Origin of the sequence: Streptomyces sp. NPDC048361 (assembly GCF_040651795.1) — a bacterium.
Classification (GTDB): domain Bacteria; phylum Actinomycetota; class Actinomycetes; order Streptomycetales; family Streptomycetaceae; genus Streptomyces.
The window spans coordinates 22,016-42,358 of record NZ_JBEZKW010000061.1; the positions used below are offsets into that span (position 1 = coordinate 22,016).

The following is a 20,343-nucleotide window of genomic DNA, read 5'->3' on the forward strand; positions in this document are numbered from 1 at the left end:
ACTGCCTTGATCCTGTGCCCACTTTAGAATGTGGCGCCAGATAATGAGATACGCGTCTTGCGATATGGACGCGCGGCTGGGTGTCGGCGGGACTGCCTACGGGCCCCCGGGGTACTCGGCCGCCATGGAAACGAACCTGCCGAATCTGCCGGAGCAGCTTTCCCAGGTCGTCCGGGACGCGATCAGGGACGAGCTGCGCGAACAGACGAGGAACCAGCGCCACGCCGCACGGATGTACGCGGGAGCCGGCGCGGCCGGACTCTACGGAGGCGCCGCGCTCACCGCGTTCCTGCTCCTGGTGCTCGGCCTCGCGCTGCCCTACTGGCTGGCCGCGCTGATCGTCGCCGTACTGCTGCTCGGCGCCGCAGTGCTGCTGAGCCGGAGCGCCCGCGGCAGCCGCGGCGCGCCGCCGGACCGGCCCGCATCGCTCATGGAACCCGGGGTTCCCCCTGGTGCCCCGGTCGTGCCGCCCGTCCCGCCGGTCGCCCCCGAAGCGCCGCACAGCCCGCTCGGCGCGCCCCGCGACGGCGGCCGCTGACGCGCCGCCCGCCGTGCCCCGTTGTGCCGCTCTCGGCACATCAGTCCTGGCGGAACCGCTCCCAGGGGGTTTGAGCAGCTCCGTCGCGGCTACCCGAAAGGCCTAGAACGCGAGGTGACATGGCTGACACACCCGAGAACTCAGAGAAGACACCATCCAAGACGACGGCGAAGACCGCTTCGAGATCAACGGCAAAGCGCGCTTCGAGCAACACGGCGAAGAGCGCTTCGAGCACCACGGCGAAGACGTCTTCGAGTGGTGCACCGGCGAAGACAGCTTCGAGTGCACCGGCGAAGACGGCTCCGCAGTCCCGTGAGGACGACGACCTCCCGAGCGCGGTGCAAGTTCTGCGGGGCGCACGCGCCCAGCTCTCCGAGCTCATCGGCATGGCCGCCGAATCGGTCTCGTCCTTCGAGCGGACCGACGACGGCTGGCTACTGAAGATCGAGGTCCTGGAGCTCTCCCGGGTTCCGGACACGATGAGCCTCCTCGCCTCGTACGAGGTCGAACTCGACGCGCGCGGCGAACTCACCGGCTACCAGCGGCTGCACCGATACGAACGCGGCCGGGCCGACCGGAACAAGTGAACGCGCCGGGCGGCCGGTCGAGTGCATACCTCGCGGCCGTACGGCAACAGGACGACTGTGACCAACAACGGTTCGACAGTCCCCAACGGTTCGACAGTTCCCCACGGTTCGACAGTCCCCAACGGGACGACAGTTCCCAACGGGACGACAGGCACCACCCGCCAGACCTGACAAACCTGACAGACCTGGCGGACCCGACAGACAGGCACCACCCGACAGACCCGACAGACCCGACAGACCCGACAGAAGCGAGTAGGACAACACGTGAGGAGGGTCGGACACCATGACGGTTGTCCCGGCACAGCAAAGCGGTGGCGGCGGCGGCTCCAGCGGCCTCTATGACGTCCTGGAGCTCGTGCTCGACCGAGGACTCGTGATCGACGCGTTCGTGCGTGTCTCCCTCGTCGGCATCGAAATCCTGAAGATCGACATACGTGTCGTCGTCGCCAGCGTCGACACCTATCTCCGGTTCGCCGAGGCCTGTAACCGCCTCGACCTGGAGGCGGGCCCGCACCGCAACCCCGGACTCCCCGACCTGGTCGGCGACATGACCGAATCGGGCGCCCGCGGCAAGACCAAGGGAGCGCTCTCGGGCGCCGCGCAGACCATCTCCGACGCCTTCAAGGAGGCGCGCGACGACGACGGCGAGCGCGAGCCCAAGCCCCGGGCCCGGCGCACCACCACGCGCCGTAAGGAGGAGCAGGAATGACCACGTACGTCTACGGCATCGCCCGCCGCAGCCACGGCAGGCTGCCGGAACAGATGGGCGGCATCGGCAACCCGCCGCGCCCCGTCCGCACGGTAGAGCAGGGCGAGCTCGTGGCACTGGTCAGCGACGCCCCCGAGGAGCTCAAGCCCAAGCGCCGCGACCTGCTCGCCCACCAGAACGTACTCGCCGAGGCCGGGTCCGCCGGGCCCGTGCTGCCGATGCGATTCGGCGGGGTCTCCACCGACGACGAGGCCGTACGCGCCGTGCTCGCCGAGCACGAGCACCGCTATCTGGAACGCCTCGAAGCGCTCGACGGCAAGGTCGAGTACAACGTGAAGGCGACCCACGACGAAGAAGCCGTCCTGCACCAAGTCCTCGCCGACAACGCCGAGTTGCGCGCCCTGAGCGAAGCCAACCGGAAGTCCGGCGGAGGCTCGTACGAGGACAAGCTGCGGCTCGGTGAGCGCATCGCCGCCGCCGTGCAGCAGCGCGAGGCGACGGACGCCGCGCTGGTCGATCAGGCCCTGCGTGACGCGGCCGATGAGCAGTGCCCCGGGCCGCAGTCCACCGGCTGGCTTGCCAACATCTCCTTCCTCGTGCCGCGCGACCGCGCCGACGAGTTCATCGCCACCGTGGACGGCCTGCGCGCCCAGGCGCCGCACCTCGTCATCCAGGTGCACGGCCCGCTGCCCCCCTACAGCTTCACGGGGTGAATTCGAGTGGGCCTCCTGAAGGAGCTGCTGCTGCTTCCCGCGGCGCCCGTCCGAGGCACCTTCTGGGTGCTCGGGCAGGTCGCCGCGGAAGCGGAGCGGCAGTACTACGATCCGGCGACCGTGCGACGCGAACTCGCCCAACTGGAAAAGCAATTGATGGAGGGCGAGATCGACGAGGCAGAGTTCGACCGCCGCGAGGACGAACTCCTCGACCGGCTTGAACACCCCGCACCCGCCGCATCCGATTTCGGGAGGAACTGATGGCGACCCCGGCACGATTCCCAGACGCCTACCCGTCCGACGGCGGCGGCGCCAACCTGGCCGACATTCTCGAACGCGTCCTCGACAAGGGAATCGTGATCGCCGGGGACATCCGCATCAACCTCCTCGACATAGAGCTGCTCACGATCAAGCTGCGGCTCATCGTCGCCTCGATCGACAAGGCGAAGGAAATGGGCATCGACTGGTGGGAGGACGATCCCGCCCTTTCCACCGGCGCCCGCCGCCGCGAACTGGCCCGCGAGAACGACGAGTTGAAGGCTCGGATCGCCGCCATGGAGTCGGCGCGCGCCGCCGAGCCGGAGGCCGCCGAGCCCGAGGCCGTCGCGGCAAAGAAGCAGCGGGCGGTGACCGATGAATGACGACGAGCTGCTCTACGTGTACGCCGTCACACCCCCCTTCTCCGGGGTGCTCCCCGACGGCGTGCGCGGGCTCGACGGTGAGCCGCCCCGTGTGATCGAGCACGACGGGCTGTGCGCCGCGGTGAGCCGGGTGCCGGCCGCCGAGTTCGACGCCGCCCCGCTCCGCTCCCACCTCGAAGACCTCGACTGGCTCGCCGGGACCGCGCGCGCACACGAGGCGGTGATCGCCGCGCTCGCCTCGGTCACCTGCCCCGTGCCGCTCCGGCTGGCCACGGTGTGCCGCGACGAGAGCGGGGTGCGGCGCCTGATCGACTCCGGCCGCGCCCGTTTCGTACCCACCATCGAGCGCCTCGACGGCCGTGTCGAATGGGGCGTCAAGGTGTACGCGCACTCCCAACCGGCCGCTCCGGAGCCGGAGTCGAAGGTCTCCAGCGGCCGGGACTATCTGCGCCGACGGCTCGGCCAGCGCCAGTCCCGCGACGACACCTGGCGCCGCGCGGGAACCCTCGCGCGCGCCCTCCACACCCAGCTGCGCGGACACGCCGAGGACGGACGGCTGCACCGCCCCCAGAGCAGCCAGCTCTCCGGCGCACCCGGCGAGAACGTACTCAACGCCGCGTACCTGGTGCCGCGCGAACAGAGCGAACGATTCGTGGCCGCGGTGCGTGAACACACTCCCGCGGACGACGACGGCGTACGCGTGGAGCTGACCGGCCCCTGGGCCCCCTACTCCTTCGCCGGCGGGCCGGACGAGGGACAGGAGGACCTGTGAGGCGCGGCGACCAGCCGGGAGGACCTGTGAGGGACAGCGACCAAGGCCGGGAGGACAGGTGAGGGACACCGGAGAAGCCCTCGCGCAACGTGAGGTCGCCCTCGTGGACCTGCTCGACCGGCTGCTCGCCGGCGGCGTCGTCATCACGGGCGACCTGACGCTGCGGATCGCCGACGTGGACCTCGTCCGCATCGATCTCAACGCGCTGGTGAGCTCGGTCAGCTCCAACGTCCCCTCCCCCTTCGAGGAGTACGAGGAGCCCCTGTAATGGACGCAATGGACATCATCAACGCGGACCTCTTCGACGCCCTGGAGGCCGCGGGCGACACCGGTGCCGCCGCTGCCGGCGGCCCGGCTGGGGCGGCGGCAGCGGAAGAGACCGCCCGGGCCGATGGCGCGGCCACGGACGCGCGGGGGAGCGCGAACGGAAGCGGAAGCGCCGGCGGTGACAGCGACGGCGGTACGCGGCGCCGGGTGAACCTCGAACCCGACACCGTGGAGCGCGACCTCGCCCGGCTGGTCCTGACCGTCATCGAACTCCTGCGGCAGCTCATGGAACGCCAGGCCCTGCGCCGCGTCGAGACCGGAGCGCTCACCGAGGACCAGGAGGAACGGATCGGGCTCACGCTCATGCTCCTGGAAGACAGGATGGGCGAGTTGAGGTCGAAGTTCGGGCTGCGCCCCGAAGATCTCAACATCGACCTCGGCCCGCTCGGCCCTCTCCTCCCACGGGACGGTTCCTGACCGGCCGGGGTCCGCCCACCCACGAGGGGCCGCAGCGACGAACGTGTCGCTCCGGCCCCTCACCGCTGCCTGTCCTCTGTGTCTTCTGTGCGTGTCTTCGGTGCCCTCTGCCGACTCTACGGACCCCATTGACCCCGATTGGTCCGTTTGTCCTTGGGTCCTTTGACCCCGTTGTGCCCGTCGCTCGGCGGCGCGACGGCTCAGCGGCGCGCCGCCGGCCGGTTGACGGTCAGTGGCGCGGGAGGCTCGTCCCGCGTCGACCGGCCCGGCGCCTCGGCCTGCGGCCGGCCGGCCGGCGAAGGCTGCGTACGCGTCGATAGGAGCCCGCGCACGGCGAAAGCCGCACCCACGCCAAGAGCCATGCCCACCAGCACATCGCCCGGATAGTGCACCCCGGTGTACACCCGGGACGCCGCCACCGAGAACCCCACCGGGGCCAGCAGTGCACCCAAGGCCCGGGACTCCAGGGCGACGCCCGTCACGAACGCCGCGGCTGACGCGGAGTGACCGGAGGGAAACGACGTCGTGATCGGGTGGCGCTTCAACTGGCGTACCAGCGGCACCGCGTCGAGCAACGGACGGTCGCGGCGCACCGCGCGCTTCGCCACGGTGTTGACCGTCAGCGAGGCCAGCGCCAGCGAGGCGACACCCCGTGCCGCCGCCCGGCGTGCACGGGGTGAGCGCGTCGCGCCCAGCGCGGCCGCCGCCGTGAACCAGAGCACGCCGTGGTTGGCGGCCCGGCTCAACCGCGGCAGCACGGCCTCGGCGGCCGGCCAGTGCCTGGTGGCCGCGAAGTCGAAGAGCGCCTGGTCTTGGGCGCCGAGTCGCTTGTGCCAGTTGGAGTACGTCATGGCACGCGGGTACCCGGATGGCGCGACGGTACCCGACCGCATCGCACTCCATCGGCCCCCCCACCTGCGACGCGGCTTTCTACGCGGGCCCGCAACTCCGGTGCCGCCACGACCAGTCGGGCCCGCGGCTCACGTCGGTGGGTGCGGGATCGCATCCTGAGCATCCTGATGGGCCGTCACATCTATGAGGCTGACCATGCCGAGAGGGCGCCCGTGGGCCACCACGGGCAGTCGCCGCACCGCATGGCGGCGCATCAGCGAGAGCGCCGTCGCCACCTCGTCGTCCGGGCCCACGCAGACCGGCGGCCGGGTGCAGACGGACTGGGCGCTAACGATCAGCGGATCCGCCCCCTCGGCGACCGCCCGTACGGTGATGTCCCGGTCCGTCAGCACCCCGATGACCCGCCCGGCTCTCGTGACCAGCAGATCGCGGCTGTCCTGGGCCCGCATCAGCTGCGCCGCCTCCTGAAGCGACGCGTCGGGCGGCACGGCTGTCACGCCCGGCGTCATCACTTCCCTGACGAAACGTGCCATGAGTTCGGCGCCCCGTTCCTGTTCATCACTCGGTCCCTCGGTCCCTCGGTCCCTCGGTCACTCGGTCACGCGGTCACGTGGTCCGTCGGGTCCGTCGGTCCGTTGGGTCCCGAGGCCGGGTACGCCGGGTACCGGGTGCGCAGCACGGGAAACCCGCCCTTTGAGTGCTTCGACACAATCTTCGCGGCTTCGGCACAACCCCCGTTTGGTCTCGCGAACGCGGGGCACGCGAACCACGTGCTTCGGACCGGAGGCACGTCCGTGGGAGCGGTAGTGCGCTCCGGGCGTGCCCATGTGCCCTGCCGAAGGCTCCCCGGTGACAACCATCCGCCGCACCGTTTTCAGGGAGCTGGGACCGCAGATGCGTACCGACACGACGGCGAAGCAAGCGAAGCAAAGGCACCCGCACGACGACGCACCGAAGACGGTGACCGCCTTCGAACGGCTCGCGGCGCTGCCCGACGGGCCCGAACGCAACGCCTTGCGCCAGGATCTCGTCAACGCCTGGCTGCCCATGTCCGAGCGGCTCGCCGGACGTTTCCGCAACCGCGGCGAGTCCTTGGAGGATCTGCGTCAGGTCGCCGCCCTCGGGCTCGTCAAGGCCGTCGACCGCTACGACCCGGCCCGTGGCGCCGCGTTCGAGAGTTACGCCGTCCCCACCATCACCGGTGAGATCAAACGGCACTTCCGCGACCACATGTGGACCCTTCATGTGCCGCGCCGCGTGCAGGACTTGAGGGGGCGGGTGCGCGTGGCGGGTCAGGAACTCGCCGCGACCGCGGGATCCCAGCGGCCCAGCGTGGCGGAGCTGGCCGCGCAGGCCGGGCTGACGGAGGACGAGGTCAGGGCGGGCCTTGAGGCCATCGACAGCTTCAGCGCGCTCTCCCTCGACGCCGAACTCCCCGGTGGCGAGGACGGATACAGCCTGAGCGACTCGCTCGGCGGCGCCGACCCGGCCCTCGACATCGTCGTGGACCGCGAGTCCGTCAAGCCGGGCCTCCGATGCCTGCCCGAGCGGGAGCGCACCATCCTCTACATGCGGTTCTTCCGCGACATGACCCAGAGCCGGATCGCCGAAGACCTCGGCATCTCACAGATGCACGTCTCCCGGCTGCTCACGCGCTGCTGCAGCCGTCTGCGGGACCAGGCCCTGCGTGACCTGTGCGACGACCACCGTCACCCGGCGCGGGACGGGGCCGCGGCGGCGAACCACTCGGCATCGGTACCGGTGCCGGGACAGGTATCGCCACCAGTACGGAAGACGGGACCGCTATCGGCGCCGGTACCGAAGACGCGGACGGACGCGACGACGCGGACGGACGCGAAGACGCGGACGGCCGCGAAGGGGAAGACGGTGGCGAACGCGAAGCTGATGGCGGCGGCGAAACCGCGGACGGCGGGGACGGCAGGGGCGACGGCGACGATCAGGGCGACGAGGGAGTCGGGGGAGATGAGGGAGAGGGGGGCGACGCCGACGCGCAGGACCGCTCGTCCGAATCAACTGCCGTGTCCGGAACCGCAGATGGCGTCACGTCGGGTGCGGGGCGCCGCATAGCGAGCGCGATGTGACGGGACATCACATCCACCGCCTGCCCCTCCGCCATCGAGAACGGGCGGGCGGAGCCGGTCCGGAACAGGGTCAGCACCCCCGCAACCGGTCCGGGCGCCCCGAGCGGCACACACATCAGGGACGACACCTCGGCGCGCGCCAGCACCGGCGTCCCCGACGCATCGTGTCCGAACCCCTCGACGTCCTCGGGCTGGACCTGCAACACCCCGTTCCCGGCCCGCGCCGCTTCGAGCACCACCGGGCAACTCGCCGGATCCTGGTCGGCCATCACGCGCAACAGGGAAGCCGCCGCCGGATCCTTCGGTCCCAGGGAGATCACGCGCCGCAGCCCACCGTCGACCAGGTCGGCCACGACCCACTGTGCGAACCCTGCGCACAGCACCCGCGCGGCACGGTCGAGTATGGATTCCCGTTCCCCCGGCGGCAGTTGAAGCAGCGTGTCTGCCATGGCGCCCACCAAATCCATGAGTTCGGCGTGCCGGGTGGACTCCGCGAGGTCGGGCGCCCTCGGTCGCGGGGGAGTGGCGGCCGAACCCTGGACGCTGCCCGCCTTTCCCTGGGCACCGCCCGCCTGGAACACCACGAGCACCGCCGGCAGTGGCTCGTCCGGCGGGCGGAGCGCGGTGAGCGTGGCCAGCAGGGGCTCATCGGGGCGCTGTTGGAGCCGTACGGTCAGCCCCCGGTCGCCCTCGCCCCGGGCCACCGCGGCGGCCTGCGAGCGGAAGGCGGCGCGGTCGCCGGGCGTCAGCAGCGCCGCGAGGGGACGGCCGGTCGCATATCCGGCACGGGCCCCGGTGAGCCCCGTCGCCGCGAAGTTCAGCCTGCGTACGACCGTTTCCCGGTCGACCAGCAGCACCGGCAGTGGCATCCGCTGGAACAGCGCCTTCAGAAGCAGCCGTTCCTGCCGCTCCTCCGGCGACGGGACGCCGGATCCGGCCGCCATCTGCTCGTAGCGCGGCCACAACTGCTCGGCCACATGCTGGAGTTCGAACAGGGCAGCGTCCAGGACCACCGAATGGTCCGCGTGTTCGCCGACCGGGCGAGCGCGTGCGGTGCGCAGCTCGCCCACCCGTCTGACGAAGTCCGCCAGTTCGTCGCCGAAGCCGTCTTCCGTCTGCGTCATGGGAGAAAGCTAGTCGCTCGGCCGCGAGCCGGGGGCCCGTACCGTTTCCCCACGAGGAGCCCGGGAAGCCGCAGTATGAGGAGGTGTTCGCGATGCTGCCCGAGCCCGAACGCCAGGAGCCCGAAGCGACCACCGTCGACCGGCGGCTCTCCCTGCTCGCCGAACAAGCGGTGCGCTGCGCGCCCGCCTGCTGCGGGGCCGTCGCCACCATCAAAGACAGCGGACCCGAACGCCGCATCACCGCCACCCACCCGGACCTGGCGCCCCTCGCCTCCGTCCAGCTGGCCTGCGGCGACGGGCCGATCCCGAGCGCGCTGGACGCGGGGGAGCCCGTGGACACGGAGGACCTGCTGACCGAGGCCCGCTGGCCCGGCTACCGCGCCCTGGCCCTCGCGTCGGGCGTACGCTCCTGCGTCACCCTCCCCTTCCGCCGGGCCGGCATCGAAGTGACGGTCAGCCTCTACGGCTACCGCCCCGGCTCCCTCAGGGACATCGTGCGCGGCCCGGTCGGCATCCTCGCCAAGGAGACCACCACCGCTCTGGTCCGCGACCGCCGCTACCACGCGGCGCTCGCCGAGGTCGAGCAACTGGAGACGGCGCTGCGCTCCCGCCCGGTCATAGACCAGGCCAGCGGGATCGTGATGCACGTCCTGGGCTGCGAGGCCGACGCGGCCTTCGGCATCCTGCGCACCATCTCCCAGCGCACCAACCGCAAACTCGCCGATGTCGCCGAGGCTGTGGTGCGCGCCAAGGGCCGCGGCCTGGAATCCGAACTGTCCGCCCTCGCCCTGACCCGCCCGACCCGCTGACCACTCGGCCGCCTTTGTTTTAACGGGGCGCGTCGTTCCGGCCTGCCGCACCCGGGGCTCCGTCGTGGACGCCCCTCCACGCGGACGCGGCCCGTCGCGGCCTGCCCCACGGAAGGCCCCCTCGCGGACGCCTCCCCCTCGCGGACGCCTCCCCGCGCGCGGGCGGCCCCACGCGGACACCCCCACGCTGACGGAACCCTCGCTGGCAGGCGGTCGTGGGCACATCCACCGCTCCGGATAGCCGACACCCGTCCCACCCCGTCCGCGTACAAGCGGCGGCCCGGGCCAAACCTCCGTATAAAGACCTGAGGGGCCGAAACGCGCGGCTCGCGGTGTGGCGGGTGTGCGGTGTGGGAGGCACCCGGGGCCCAAGGGGCGCACGAGGGCCACAGGACTCAAGGGGTGCACGAGGGCCACAGGACTCAAGGGGTGCACGAGGGCCGCAGGGCCAGACGGTCTCAGGAGGGAGCCGGCATGCACGGGACGGACGCCGAAGGTCGCGGGCCGGTGCGGTACGGGCCACCCGCTCCCGGCCCCGGCCTGCCCGTACTTCCGGAACTCGCTGCCGCACTCCGAGCCGCCGCGGGACGCACGGAACCCCAGCCGCCCGGTGGCGGACCGGAGCTGCGCGAGGCGGCCTGCGGTTACTGGCTGCGGCGCGGACTGCCCACCACCCCGGAGCGTGTCGTGGCCGCGCCGGGCGCACAGCCACTGCTCGTCGCCCTGCTCGGCGCGTACGGCGGTGACGTCCTGATGCCGAGGCCCTGCCCCGCGTGGTGGACCCCGCAGGCCCGGCTGCTCGGCAGACCCGCCTACCACGTGCCGACCCCGGCGGAGTGCGGCGGCGTACCCGACCCGTACGCGCTGCTCGAAACCGTCCGCCGGGTGCGCGCCGAGGGCGGCAGGCCCAGGCTGCTCCTGCTCTGCGTCGCCGACGACCCGACCGCCACCGTGGCGCCGCCCGAGACGGTACGGGAAGCCTGCGAGGCCGCCGTCGGCGAGGGGCTCCACATCATCAGCGACGAGACGTGGCGTGACACAGTGCACCGGCTCCACGAAACCGTGCCGCTCAGTCCCGCCGAGATGTGCCCTGACGACGTCACCGTCCTCGCCGACCTGGGCGGCGCGTTCACCCCGCCGGGCTGGCCCGCGGCCGTGGCCCGCTTCCCCGCCACGGACGCCGTGGCGCCCCGCCTGGCGCGCGCCCTGGACATCCTCGCCGCGCTCGGCGCCGTCGTCGGCACCCCGGTGGGCGCGGCCGCGGCCCTCGCGCTGAGCGAACCGGCGCCCGTCGCCGACCGCACCCGGCTTGCAGCCGCCCTGCACGGCCGCATCGCGCTCGCCGCCCACCAGGCCGTACTCGACGCCGGCGCCCTCGCGAAACCCCCACAGGCCGGCCGTCATCTCTACGCCGACCTCGGACCGTTCCGCACCGGCCTCGCCGCCCGGGGCGTCACCGACTCCATGGAGCTGGAGGACTACCTCACGCGCCGCCTCGCCGGCCCGACCCCCGGAGGCCACCGCTTCGGCGACGAACTGGGTGCCCTGCGCGTCCGCCTCGCCACCGGCCCCCTCCTCGGCGCGACCCCGGACCAGCGACTCGACGCCCTCGCGGCAGCCGACCCCCTCCAACTGCCTCACGTACAGGAGGCGTTGAGCCGCTTCGTCTCAGTCCTCGACGAACTGCGCTGACGCCTGAGCCACGTCCACGCCGATCCCGAGGACACGGTGCCCGGCTCCTCGGCCCGCCTGCTCGTCGACCCCGAGAGCGCTGTCAAGCGTTGGCCCATCTCCTCGGCCCACCTGCTCTTCGACGCCGAGAGAGCGCTCTCATACGGTCGTGTGGCGGCTCGGCTCAGTTGATCGGCGATGCCGAGAGCGCTCTCACGCGGTATCCCATCTCCTCGGCCCACCTGCTCGCCGACGCCGAGAGCGCTCTCATCCACCCCCGCCGTTTGCCTCCCCACCCGCCGTGCGCCTCCGCCCTTTCGGCCGTCCGCGCCTACCCCCCGCCGTGCGCCGCCACCCACCCGCGCCGGACTCTTCGCCACCCCGCGGGCACGCCACTGACCAAGAGGGTCAGTGCCACGGCCGCCACCACGCCCTTCCACGGCTCGTCGAACAGCGAGCCGCCGAGAATGCCGATCAGGCCGTACGCGCCGGACCAGGCCAGGCAGGCCGGGATGTCGCCGCGAACGAACGTGCGCAGCGGCATCTCCGAGAGCAGACAGGCCAGCATGACCGGGATGCGCCCGGCCGGCACCAGGCGGGACAGCACCAGCACCACGACGCCGTGCTCGTCGAGCTTGCGCTCGGCCTGTTCCAAGTGGTCCGGCGCCGCCCGGCCGCGCAACCTCTCCAGCAGACGCGAGCCGTTCTTCGACCGCACCCCGCGCCGCCCCAGCCAGTACAGCGCCACATCCCCGATGAACGCGGCCAGCGCACCCACCCCGAACGCGAGGAGCAGCGAGAACCAGGCGGTCTGGTGGAAGGCCACCACCGCGGCCGTCGACACCAGCGCCCCCGTGGGCACCACCGGCACCAGCGAACCGAGGACGACCAGGACGAACAGCGTCGGGTAGCCGGCGGCCTGCTGGGTCGTCTCGGGCGTCACCGTCGTGGCCAGCGCGAGGACCCGGCCCGCTATCACCGCCTGGCCTCCAGACGCACGCTCTCACCGTGCTCCAGGCGGTGCACCGCGGCCTTCGGAGCGAGCCGCGCAGCCTGGCGTACGAACTCCTCGCCCGGGGCGTGGAACTCGTGCGGCCGCACCCCGTCCATCCCGACCGGCCAGTACGTGCCGTAGTGCACCGGCACCGCTGAGAGCGCTCCCAGTTCGGCCAGTGCCCGCGCCGCGCGCCCCGCGTCGAGATGGTCCCGGCCGAGCCCCGGACCCCACCCGCCGACCGGAAGCAGCGCCGTGTCCACCGGCCCGACCGCCTGTGCCATGCCGTCGAAGAGCCCGGTGTCCCCGGCGAAGTAGGTGCGGGCCTCGCCCTCCACGACATAGCCGAGCGCGGGGGAGCGGCGCGGCCCGACCGGCAGCCTGCGCCCGTCGTGCCGGGCGGGCACGGCCCGTACCCGGACCGCTCCCACGTCGACGACGTCGCCGGCCCGCACCTCCGTGACGCGCAGACCGAGGCGCCCGAGCCCCGGCACGGAACGCACCGCGCCGGCCGGCCCGATCACCCGGGTGCCGGGCGCGAGCCGTGCGAGCGAGGCCACATGCAGATGGTCGGCGTGCAGATGCGAGACGAGGACGGCGTCGGCGACCGCGGCCTCGGGCCCCGGGAGCGCTCCACGGCGCCGGCGAAGATGCGCGAGGCGACGCGCGAACAGCGGATCGGTCAGCACCCGCACCCCGGAATCCTCGATCGTGCAGGTGGCATGACCCCACCAAGTGACCTCCACCGGCACGCGATCCTCTCCTCGCTGTACGGGGGTCGTCAGCGATTGTTCACGACGAGCCTAAATCTCCCCGCGCGCAAAGCACCGCAGTAGGGGGTAGGCATCCGGCACCAGAGGGGAGGGGTGCCGTGACCATGCACTCCGAGCAGTGTCCGCGGTGCGGAGGGGTCCTGGCGGTGAGCCAGGACGGCTGGAAGATCTGCCACTCCTGCGGCTACTCCTCCCCGCCCTGAAGGGGAGTAGGGTCGCCCCCTACGGCGTATACAGGGGGACGGCCATGGACCACGTACGTGTGGCGGCGATCGCGAGCCTGACCCCCCTGGAAGAACTCGATCTGGATCCCTTTCTGGTGGACACCCGCAGCCAGCACGAGATGTGTACGCGCTGGGCCGAGGGCCGCGGTTACCTGGTCACCAGGCAGTTGCTCTTCTACGGTCTGCGTCCGGACCACGCGGGCATCTGGGCGGATGTCGACGCGGGCCTCGTCGACGTGTTCGTCGCGCCCAACGAGCGAGTGCTGGCACGGGCGTTGACGTCGGTGCCGGAGTTCTCCGACGAGTGCCGCCGACGCGGCGTGCGCCTGGAGACGGCCGGACTCGACGAGCCCGACTACGACGCCACGCACAAGGCCCACATCCACCGCCGCCTCTCCATGCCGACCGCCGGATACGACGGCTGCTGACCTCGAGCGGCCCGCGCCCGCGCGTCGCGGCTTGCGCCCCCGCACGGCCCGCGCCACCTGCGGATTCGCGGCCTGTGGCAGGGTGGGGAGGGAACGGGCACATCGAAGGGCGGACGGCGTGGGGCGGTGGCGGACTGCGGGCGGCGCCCTGCTCCGGGTGATAGCGGTGTGGGTCGTCTCGACACTCACCCTGATGGTTCTCGCGGGCATCCTGCCCGATTTCGAACTCACCTCCGACAACGGTGACGGCATCACCAGGGTCGCGCTCACCGCCGGCTGGGGAGCGGGCGCCTTCGGGCTGCTCAGCGCCTTGGTGTGGCCGCTGGTCGTGCGGGCGTTCCTGCTGGTGCCCGCGCTCGTGCTCGGCCTCCTGGTGTTCTTCCTGAACGGTTCGCTGCTCCTGATCGCGCTCCGCCTGATCCCGACCGGCCGGGGCGCGGCCGACCCGGAGACCGCGGTCATCGTCGCCGCGGTCATGTCGGCGGTCGCGTCGGCGACCTCGACCGCCCTGGCCGTACGCCACGACGACGCCTACCGGCGCCGCCTCTCCCGGCTCGCCCTGCGCCGCCGGCGCAGACGCGGCGGACACGGCGACGGCCCGATACCGACCCCGCCGGGCATCGTCTTCATCCAGCTCGACGGCGTCGGAGAGCGCGTTCTGCGCGACGCCGTCGGCCAGGGTCTGATGCCGACCGTCGGGGCATGGCTGCGGACCACCCACCGGCTCACCCCGTGGCGTACCGACTGGTCGAGCCAGACCGGTGCCAGCCAGCTCGGCATCCTGCACGGCACCACCTTCGACGTGCCGGCGTTCCGCTGGTACGAGAAGGAGAGCGGCGAGGTCATGGTCTCCAACCGGCCCGCATCCGCCGTCGAACTGCAGCGCAGGGCCGTCGAGCGCACCGGTGACGGCGGCCTGCTCACCGTCGACGGAGCCAGCCGCGGCAACCTGTTCTCCGGCGGCGCCGACCAGGTGGCCCTCGTCTTGACCGCGGCCGCCCGCAGAGGGCGCAGAAACCGCTCTCGCGCCGGATACTTCGCCTACTTCTCCGACCCCGCCAACGCGGTGCGCACCGCGGGCTCGTTCGTCGCCGAGGTCGGACGGGAGATCGCCCAGGCGACGCGGGCCAGGCTGCGCAAGCAGACCCCGCGCATCGGCCGCGGCGGCCTGTACCCCCTCATCCGCGCCTTCGCGACGGTCGTCGAACGCGACGTGGTCGTGGCCGCCGTCATGGGCGACATGCTCGCCGGACGCACCGCCGTCTACGCCGACCTCGTCGCCTACGACGAGGTGGCGCACCACTCCGGCCCGCACGGCCGGGACACCGCTCAGGTACTCAAGCGACTCGACCGCTCCCTCGCGCTCATCGCCGACGCCGCCGAACACGCGCCCCGCGACTACCGCGTCGTACTCCTCTCCGACCACGGGCAGAGCCCCGGCGAGACCTTTGAGAGCGCTTTCGGGCTGACTCTGAAGGACCTCGTGCGAGCCGGCTGCGGGCTGCCCGTGCCGCGCCGGGCCCGCCGTACACGCAGCGGCGCGGAGGCCAGGTACGCGGTGCGGGTCGCACTGCACCGGCCGGTCGACGAGAACCCCGGGGTGGCGGAACCCGTCGGGCAGGGGCCGGCCGAAGGGGAGGGCGGATCGGAGCCCCGCCCCGGCCCGGTGGTCCTCGCCTCGGGCAACCTCGGCCTCGTCTCCTTCCCCGACATCGAAGGCCGTGCGACCCGCGAGGAAATCGACCGCCGTCATCCGGCGCTGCTGACCACCCTGGCCGCCCACCCCGGCATCGGCTTCCTCCTCGTACGCAGCCGGGAGCACGGCGCGGTGGTGCTCGGCCCGGACGGCGTCGAGGTGCCGTTGGCCGAACTCGCCGACGAACAGGGCCCGTTGAGGGGGTTCGGGCGCGGCGCGGCCGATGCGATCCGGCGCACCGACACCTTCCCGCACACCGCCGACATCATGGTCAACTCCATGTACGACCCCGTCACCGGCACCGTTCACGCCTTCGAGGAGCAGATCGGCTCGCACGGCGGACTCGGCGGAGAGCAGTCCCGCCCCTTCCTGCTCTCGCCCCACACCCTGTCGCGACCGGTGGCCGGTCACGATGAGCTGGTGGGCGCCGTACAGGTGCACCACGTGCTGCGGCGCTGGCTGCGCGAAGGCCAAGGACCACAGATTCCGCTGGTCACCGAAGCCGCGGCCGTCATGGAGGATTCGCCGTCAACCAGCCAAGCGGAAGGATCTTTTCCGGTTTCCGGCTGCGCCGTACAGGACAAAACCAGCTGATTTGGTACGGCGGACCCCGTACCCGACCATGGTCAGGTTTGTCCCGTACGAGAGGCGCGCCCCCCCACCATGATCACGCGAGAACCCCAGAACAAGCACGCCCGGCAGTTCGGCCTGCCGGTCGCCGTCGCTCTGGTCATGGGCAACATCATCGGCGGCGGGATCTTCCTACTGCCCGCCTCCGTCGCCCCCTTCGGCACGATCAGCCTGGTCGCGTTCGCCATCCTGACCGCCGGCGCGATCGCGCTCGCCCTCGTCTTCGGCCGCCTCGCCGAACGACACCCCCAGACCGGCGGCCCCTACGTCTACGCGCGCGAGGCGTTCGGCGACTTCGCCGGATTCCTCGCCGCCTGGTCCTACTGGATCACCACCTGGGTCTCCAACGCCGCACTCGCCGTCGCCGCCGTCGGCTACCTCGACGTCCTCATACCCGTGGGCGCCTCCAAGACCGCCACCATCACGGCGGCCCTCCTGCTCCAATGGCTCCCGGCGCTCGCCAACCTCGCCGGCACTCGGTACGTGGGCGCGGTCCAACTCGTCGCCACCGTAATGAAGTTCGCCCCGCTGCTCCTCGTCGCCGTGGGAGGGCTCTTCTTCTTCGACCCGGCCAACCTCGGCCCCTTCCAGGCGAGCGGTCAGTCCGGGATCGGCGCGATATCCGCGTCCGCCGCCATCCTGCTCTTCAGCTACCTCGGCGTGGAGTCCGCCGCCGTCAGCGCCGGCGAGGTCCGCGACCCGCGCCGCAACGTGGGCCGCGCCACCATCCTCGGCACCGTCGGCGCCGCCGTGATCTACCTCCTGGGAACGCTCTCCGTGTTCGGTACGGTCCCGCACGACAAGCTCGTCGGATCCACCGCCCCGTTCACGGACGCCGTGAACGCCATGTTCGGCGGCGCCTGGGGCGGTACGGCCGTCGCGCTCGCCGCCCTCGTCTCGATGGTCGGCGCGCTCAACGGCTGGACCCTGCTGAGCGCCCAGACCCCGTACGCCGCTGCCAAGGACGGCCTCTTCCCCAGGATGTTCGCGGTCAAGAGGCGCGGCGTGCCGACGGCCGGCGTCCTGGTCACCGCCGTTCTCGCCTCGCTCCTCACCGTCTACAACTACACGGCGGGCTCCCAGGGAGTCTTCGAGATCCTCGTCCTGGTGACCACCTTCACCGCCACCGTCCCCTACCTTCTGTCGGCCGCCGCCCAGATCTACTTCCTCGCCTCCGGCCAGGCCGAACGCGTACACCGCTCCCGCCTGGTCCGCGACGCCGTCCTGGCCGTGCTCGCCTTCGGCTTCTCCATGTGGCTCGTGGCGGGCTCCGGCTACGAAGCGGTCTACCAGGGCGTGCTGTTCCTCTTCGCGGGCGTCCTCGTGTACGCGTGGATGGCGGCCCGCAGGCAGCACACCCGGGACGGGTCCGTCCTATGAGGTGAGCCGTATGACGTGAGCCGTGTGACGTGAGCCGTGTGACGTGTTGTTCGCCACGGTCCCGTGCCGCACGGCGGATGTGAGCGCTCTCAGGCGCCCATTCCGGACCTATCGCCGTCTGCGGTTCGATACGAGTGGATCATGTGTGGTGGGATGAGGTGATGCGAACCCCCACACGCATGCAACCCCGTTACCGCAACCCCTATGACGAACTGGCGGCACTCGCCGACCCCGAACCGGAGCCCCACCCCGGCGATGGCGACGACCCCTGGGGCGAACCGGACTACGCCACGGAGGAGACACCGGCCGCGACGCAGGCCGTGACAACGGCGGCGATACCGGCCGCCATACCGCGGCAGGACACGCTGGGCAACGCTCCGGGAGCGCTCTCAGGGGCCTTCCCGCACCCTGGATCCCACGACGACTTCTGGGCCCCGCAGCAGGAGCCCGAGCATGAGCCCGAGCGCCGCCGCGCCGGCCACCGGCGCCGCGCCAGGCGCGCCCCTCGTCGGACGCGGAGCGCGTTCGCCGCCCTGCCCCGCGCCGCCAAACTCCTGTCCGCCATCGTCGTCTGCGCCGGTTTCCTGCTGCTCGCGGACCGATGTGCCGCGATGTACGCGGAGAAGAAGGCACAGCAGGCGCTGCAACACCAGCTGCACCTGGAGGCCGCCCCCCAGGTGGACATCCACGGCTTCCCCTTCCTCACCCAGGTGCTGAACAAGCGCCTGGAACGTGTCGACGTCACGGTGCCGCACGTGCCGGCCGACCGGATATCTCTCGCGAAAGTCCAGGCCAGCGCACGCGACATCGAGCTGACCGGCGATCTGCCGAGCGACATACGCAGTGCCGTCATCGGCAACCTGAACGGTGAGATCGCGCTCTCATTCGACGACATGAACCGCGAACTCGCCGCATCTCAGGTCAAGTTCAGCCGCCGCAGCGACAACTCGATCGCCGCGGACGGCCGGCTGACCATCGCGGGACAGGAGCTTCGCGTACGGGCCGACGCCCAGCTGAGGCTCGACGGCGACCGCACTCTCTCCACGGACGTCGACGGCATGAGTCTCGACATGCCCGGCATCGCCACCTACCGACCCGGCAAGAACAGGGGCCTGACACTGCACCGCGAGACCGCCGAACTCATCAGCCGCGACACCGCCCGCGTCAAGGCGCTCCTGTCGGTGCCGGCCGTGGTGAAGCGGCTCGGCGTGCCCCAGAGCGGCATCGACGCCGCCCTGCGCAACGAGGCGAAACTGCACGAGCTGATGGGCACACCCCGCTTTGTGGACCAGCTGATGGGCGTCAACCTCGTGGACGTGGTGGTGGACCACCCCTGGCTGCTCTCCAAGGTCGGCATCGACCCGAAACTGGTCGCCGGCCTGCTCCAGATGCGCCCGCCGGAGCTGTCCGACCGGCTGTCCTTCTCGTTCACGCTGCCCAAGGAGGCCCAGGACTTGCGATTGCGCGGCGTGCGCGTCGAGAAGGACGGCGTCGTGGCGACCGTCTCGGGCGCGGAGCTCGCGGTCGGCAAGAGCGGCTAGGTCCCGGACGGCCGGGGCCCGGTATGACGGCCCGGTCGGCTCCTGGGGGTGCGAAGCCCGGCGAATGCGCGGATGCTGGGTGTGCCAGCATCCGCAAGGAGGCAGTTATGTCGATGCTCGACAAGCTCAAGGGCCTGCTCAAGGGTCACGAGGACACCGCGCGCCAGGGAGTCGAGAAGGGCGGCGACGCGTTCGACGCGAAGACCGGGAACAAGTACCAGAGCCAGGTCGACACGGCCCAGCAGAAGCTCAATGAGCAACTGGGCAGCACCGAAAGGCCCCAGGACCGCCCGCCGCAGGCCTAGCACACGGCGGGACTCCGCCCCTCACCCGTGGACGTTCCGACCAGGCCGGCCACGGGCAGGGGCGCGAAAACGTACGCGTACGGAAGTTGGGTGGGGGGCGGGGCCGGGTCACCTCGCGACCCGGCCCCGCCTGCCGTGCCCTCTCCGCAGCACGTCGCCCCGCGGCTCTTGCCCTGCCGGAGCCGCGAGGCGGGCAGGGCAGGCGGCCGACGGCGTGAGTTCGCTGCGCCAACAGCGTCAACAGCGCCAAACCGCATCACCCGGTAGAGCGGATCTGTGGGCAAGACGAGCACGTCACCGCCTTGGCTGGGCAGAGCTGTCCTCGTGCCGTCCGTCTCCCTCACCGTCCTGCGCCGCGCCCTCGTGGTGCTGCTGGTGCTCGGCGTGCTGTTCGGGGCGGTGCCCGAGGCCCAGGCGGTCGAGGGACGGACGGTGGACAGCGCCGCGGTGTCGGTGGCACCCGAACCGTCGAGCGAGGCCACTCCGGACGCGGCCGAAGCCGCGCTCCCGCCGCAGCCGAGCCGCATCGCGCGGCCGGACCGCCCGTCACCGGACGCCGCCACGCCGCCGCGCCGGCCCGGACCGCCGTCCTCCTTCGCTCACGCTCCTGCCCGTCGTCCCTCAGCGGCGACGGGCCTGCGCTGTGTGGTGCTGCGCTGCTGACCGTTCCGTACGGAACCAGGTCGGACAGTCAACTCGCGTACACAGCAAGGTGGTTCACCCATGCCCATCGACCCGTTCGCGGCACTCAACGCCATGATCCGAGCCGAGGCCGCCCGCATCCAGCCCGCCGGGCCCGGTGCTCCCGAGGAAGAGGTGCCGACCGAGCGAGGGAAGGAGCGGCGGCGCGAACAGCACCCCGGCCGGCCTCAGGTCCAAAGCCGGGACCAACTCCAAGGCGGGCAGCAGGCCCCAGGCGGGGACAGCTAGCAGCGCTGGTCTCGGCGCCAAGGCCGAACCGGCGCCGAGAGCAACCGCGCCCCCGTCGGCGCCGGCACAGAGACGACACCGCGACCGAAACCGCGACCGGCCCGGGCTGGTGCCCCAGAGGTGGGGGGGTCGGGCTCTCCGAGCACCACCCCCCCGCCGACGAGCGCGGGGGGCGCGGCG

At 71.8% G+C, this 20,343-nt stretch carries 23 protein-coding genes and 3 pseudogenes; 20 read left to right on the forward strand and 6 right to left on the reverse strand.

Going from position 1 to position 20,343, the window contains the following annotated elements; translation table 11 throughout:
• Positions 1-124 precede the first annotated feature (124 nt).
• Entirely contained in the window at positions 125-538 is a 414-nt protein-coding gene (locus tag AB0D31_RS28100; protein WP_362728231.1) for a phage holin family protein, read from the forward strand.
• 40 nt (positions 539-578) lie between these two features.
• On the opposite strand, the gene AB0D31_RS28105 is transcribed toward AB0D31_RS28100, so the two are convergent.
• The gene (locus AB0D31_RS28105) at positions 579-776 is read right to left on the reverse strand and encodes a hypothetical protein (protein ID WP_362728270.1); all 198 of its coding nucleotides are present in this window, start codon (positions 774-776) and stop codon (positions 579-581) included.
• Positions 777-852: 76 nt separating this feature from the next.
• On the opposite strand from AB0D31_RS28105, the pseudogene AB0D31_RS28110 reads away from it, so the two are divergent.
• The 8 genes and pseudogenes from AB0D31_RS28110 to AB0D31_RS28145 form a co-directional block, all read left to right on the forward strand.
• Positions 853-1,125, forward strand: a pseudogene (locus AB0D31_RS28110) (gas vesicle protein); the annotation flags it as partial.
• A gap of 283 nt (positions 1,126-1,408) precedes the next feature.
• Positions 1,409-1,834, forward strand: coding sequence for a gas vesicle structural protein GvpA (locus tag AB0D31_RS28115; RefSeq protein ID WP_362728233.1), 426 nt, complete (start codon positions 1,409-1,411; stop codon positions 1,832-1,834).
• The gene (locus AB0D31_RS28120) at positions 1,831-2,547 is read left to right on the forward strand and encodes a GvpL/GvpF family gas vesicle protein (RefSeq protein ID WP_362728235.1); all 717 of its coding nucleotides are present in this window, start codon (positions 1,831-1,833) and stop codon (positions 2,545-2,547) included. The genes AB0D31_RS28115 and AB0D31_RS28120 overlap by 4 nt, the downstream gene beginning before the upstream one ends.
• Before the next feature lie 6 nt (positions 2,548-2,553).
• Positions 2,554-2,808 (forward strand): gas vesicle protein GvpG, encoded by a 255-nt coding sequence (locus AB0D31_RS28125; protein ID WP_362728236.1) that lies wholly within the window; start codon positions 2,554-2,556, stop codon positions 2,806-2,808.
• Positions 2,808-3,188, forward strand: a complete 381-nt coding sequence (locus AB0D31_RS28130; protein WP_362728238.1) for a gas vesicle protein — start codon at positions 2,808-2,810, stop codon at positions 3,186-3,188. The genes AB0D31_RS28125 and AB0D31_RS28130 overlap by 1 nt, the downstream gene beginning before the upstream one ends.
• Entirely contained in the window at positions 3,181-3,960 is a 780-nt protein-coding gene (locus AB0D31_RS28135; protein ID WP_362728240.1) for a GvpL/GvpF family gas vesicle protein, read from the forward strand. The genes AB0D31_RS28130 and AB0D31_RS28135 overlap by 8 nt, the downstream gene beginning before the upstream one ends.
• A gap of 58 nt (positions 3,961-4,018) precedes the next feature.
• Positions 4,019-4,228 carry a gas vesicle protein gene (locus tag AB0D31_RS28140; RefSeq protein WP_362728242.1) on the forward strand — a complete coding sequence of 70 codons (210 nt, stop codon included), beginning with the start codon at positions 4,019-4,021 and terminating at the stop codon, positions 4,226-4,228.
• 206 nt (positions 4,229-4,434) lie between these two features.
• The gene (locus AB0D31_RS28145) at positions 4,435-4,704 is read left to right on the forward strand and encodes a gas vesicle protein K (protein WP_362728268.1); all 270 of its coding nucleotides are present in this window, start codon (positions 4,435-4,437) and stop codon (positions 4,702-4,704) included.
• A 266-nt stretch (positions 4,705-4,970) separates the two neighbouring features.
• On the opposite strand, the pseudogene AB0D31_RS28150 reads toward AB0D31_RS28145, so the two are convergent.
• A pseudogene (locus tag AB0D31_RS28150) lies at positions 4,971-5,555 on the reverse strand (phosphatase PAP2 family protein); the annotation flags it as partial.
• Between the two features lie 129 nt (positions 5,556-5,684).
• Positions 5,685-6,089: a CBS domain-containing protein gene (locus AB0D31_RS28155; RefSeq protein ID WP_362728243.1), complete on the reverse strand. Its 405-nt coding sequence runs from the start codon at positions 6,087-6,089 to the stop codon at positions 5,685-5,687.
• A gap of 361 nt (positions 6,090-6,450) precedes the next feature.
• Here AB0D31_RS28155 and AB0D31_RS28160 point away from each other — a divergent pair.
• Positions 6,451-7,248: pseudogene (locus tag AB0D31_RS28160) on the forward strand (RNA polymerase sigma factor SigF); the annotation flags it as partial.
• Between the two features lie 265 nt (positions 7,249-7,513).
• Here AB0D31_RS28160 and AB0D31_RS28165 read toward each other — a convergent pair.
• Positions 7,514-8,782, reverse strand: coding sequence for a PAS domain-containing protein (locus AB0D31_RS28165; RefSeq protein ID WP_362728245.1), 1,269 nt, complete (start codon positions 8,780-8,782; stop codon positions 7,514-7,516).
• Positions 8,783-8,874: 92 nt separating this feature from the next.
• Here AB0D31_RS28165 and AB0D31_RS28170 point away from each other — a divergent pair, with 92 nt between their 5' ends.
• Both AB0D31_RS28170 and AB0D31_RS28175 read left to right on the forward strand, forming a co-directional pair.
• Positions 8,875-9,591 (forward strand): ANTAR domain-containing protein, encoded by a 717-nt coding sequence (locus tag AB0D31_RS28170; RefSeq protein WP_362728247.1) that lies wholly within the window; start codon positions 8,875-8,877, stop codon positions 9,589-9,591.
• A 474-nt stretch (positions 9,592-10,065) separates the two neighbouring features.
• Positions 10,066-11,283 carry an aminotransferase class I/II-fold pyridoxal phosphate-dependent enzyme gene (locus AB0D31_RS28175; protein ID WP_362728249.1) on the forward strand — a complete coding sequence of 406 codons (1,218 nt, stop codon included), beginning with the start codon at positions 10,066-10,068 and terminating at the stop codon, positions 11,281-11,283.
• Positions 11,284-11,593: 310 nt separating this feature from the next.
• Here the strand turns inward: AB0D31_RS28175 and AB0D31_RS28180 are convergent, their stop codons facing one another.
• Positions 11,594-12,241 carry a VTT domain-containing protein gene (locus tag AB0D31_RS28180; protein ID WP_362728251.1) on the reverse strand — a complete coding sequence of 216 codons (648 nt, stop codon included), beginning with the start codon at positions 12,239-12,241 and terminating at the stop codon, positions 11,594-11,596.
• Positions 12,238-13,008 (reverse strand): MBL fold metallo-hydrolase, encoded by a 771-nt coding sequence (locus AB0D31_RS28185; protein WP_362728253.1) that lies wholly within the window; start codon positions 13,006-13,008, stop codon positions 12,238-12,240. The genes AB0D31_RS28180 and AB0D31_RS28185 overlap by 4 nt, the downstream gene beginning before the upstream one ends.
• Positions 13,009-13,127: 119 nt before the next feature.
• Between AB0D31_RS28185 and AB0D31_RS28190 the strand changes: the two genes are divergently transcribed.
• The 8 genes from AB0D31_RS28190 (at position 13,128) to AB0D31_RS28225 (ending at position 20,163) form a co-directional block, all read left to right on the forward strand.
• The gene (locus tag AB0D31_RS28190) at positions 13,128-13,232 is read left to right on the forward strand and encodes an NADH pyrophosphatase zinc ribbon domain-containing protein (protein WP_323177933.1); all 105 of its coding nucleotides are present in this window, start codon (positions 13,128-13,130) and stop codon (positions 13,230-13,232) included.
• Between the two features lie 44 nt (positions 13,233-13,276).
• Positions 13,277-13,681, forward strand: coding sequence for a hypothetical protein (locus AB0D31_RS28195; RefSeq protein WP_362728255.1), 405 nt, complete (start codon positions 13,277-13,279; stop codon positions 13,679-13,681).
• Between the two features lie 118 nt (positions 13,682-13,799).
• A complete protein-coding gene (locus AB0D31_RS28200) occupies positions 13,800-15,971 on the forward strand; it encodes a phage holin family protein (protein WP_362728257.1) in 2,172 nt (723 codons plus the stop codon).
• A 69-nt stretch (positions 15,972-16,040) separates the two neighbouring features.
• A complete protein-coding gene (locus AB0D31_RS28205) occupies positions 16,041-17,387 on the forward strand; it encodes an amino acid permease (protein ID WP_362728259.1) in 1,347 nt (448 codons plus the stop codon).
• 179 nt (positions 17,388-17,566) lie between these two features.
• Positions 17,567-18,928: a DUF2993 domain-containing protein gene (locus AB0D31_RS28210; RefSeq protein WP_362728261.1), complete on the forward strand. Its 1,362-nt coding sequence runs from the start codon at positions 17,567-17,569 to the stop codon at positions 18,926-18,928.
• 107 nt (positions 18,929-19,035) lie between these two features.
• On the forward strand, positions 19,036-19,233 hold the full coding sequence (locus tag AB0D31_RS28215) for an antitoxin (RefSeq protein WP_362728263.1): 198 nt from the start codon (positions 19,036-19,038) through the stop codon (positions 19,231-19,233).
• Between the two features lie 324 nt (positions 19,234-19,557).
• Positions 19,558-19,896 carry a hypothetical protein gene (locus tag AB0D31_RS28220; protein ID WP_362728265.1) on the forward strand — a complete coding sequence of 113 codons (339 nt, stop codon included), beginning with the start codon at positions 19,558-19,560 and terminating at the stop codon, positions 19,894-19,896.
• A 60-nt stretch (positions 19,897-19,956) separates the two neighbouring features.
• Positions 19,957-20,163, forward strand: a complete 207-nt coding sequence (locus AB0D31_RS28225) for a hypothetical protein (protein WP_362728267.1) — start codon at positions 19,957-19,959, stop codon at positions 20,161-20,163.
• Positions 20,164-20,343: the final 180 nt, after the last annotated feature.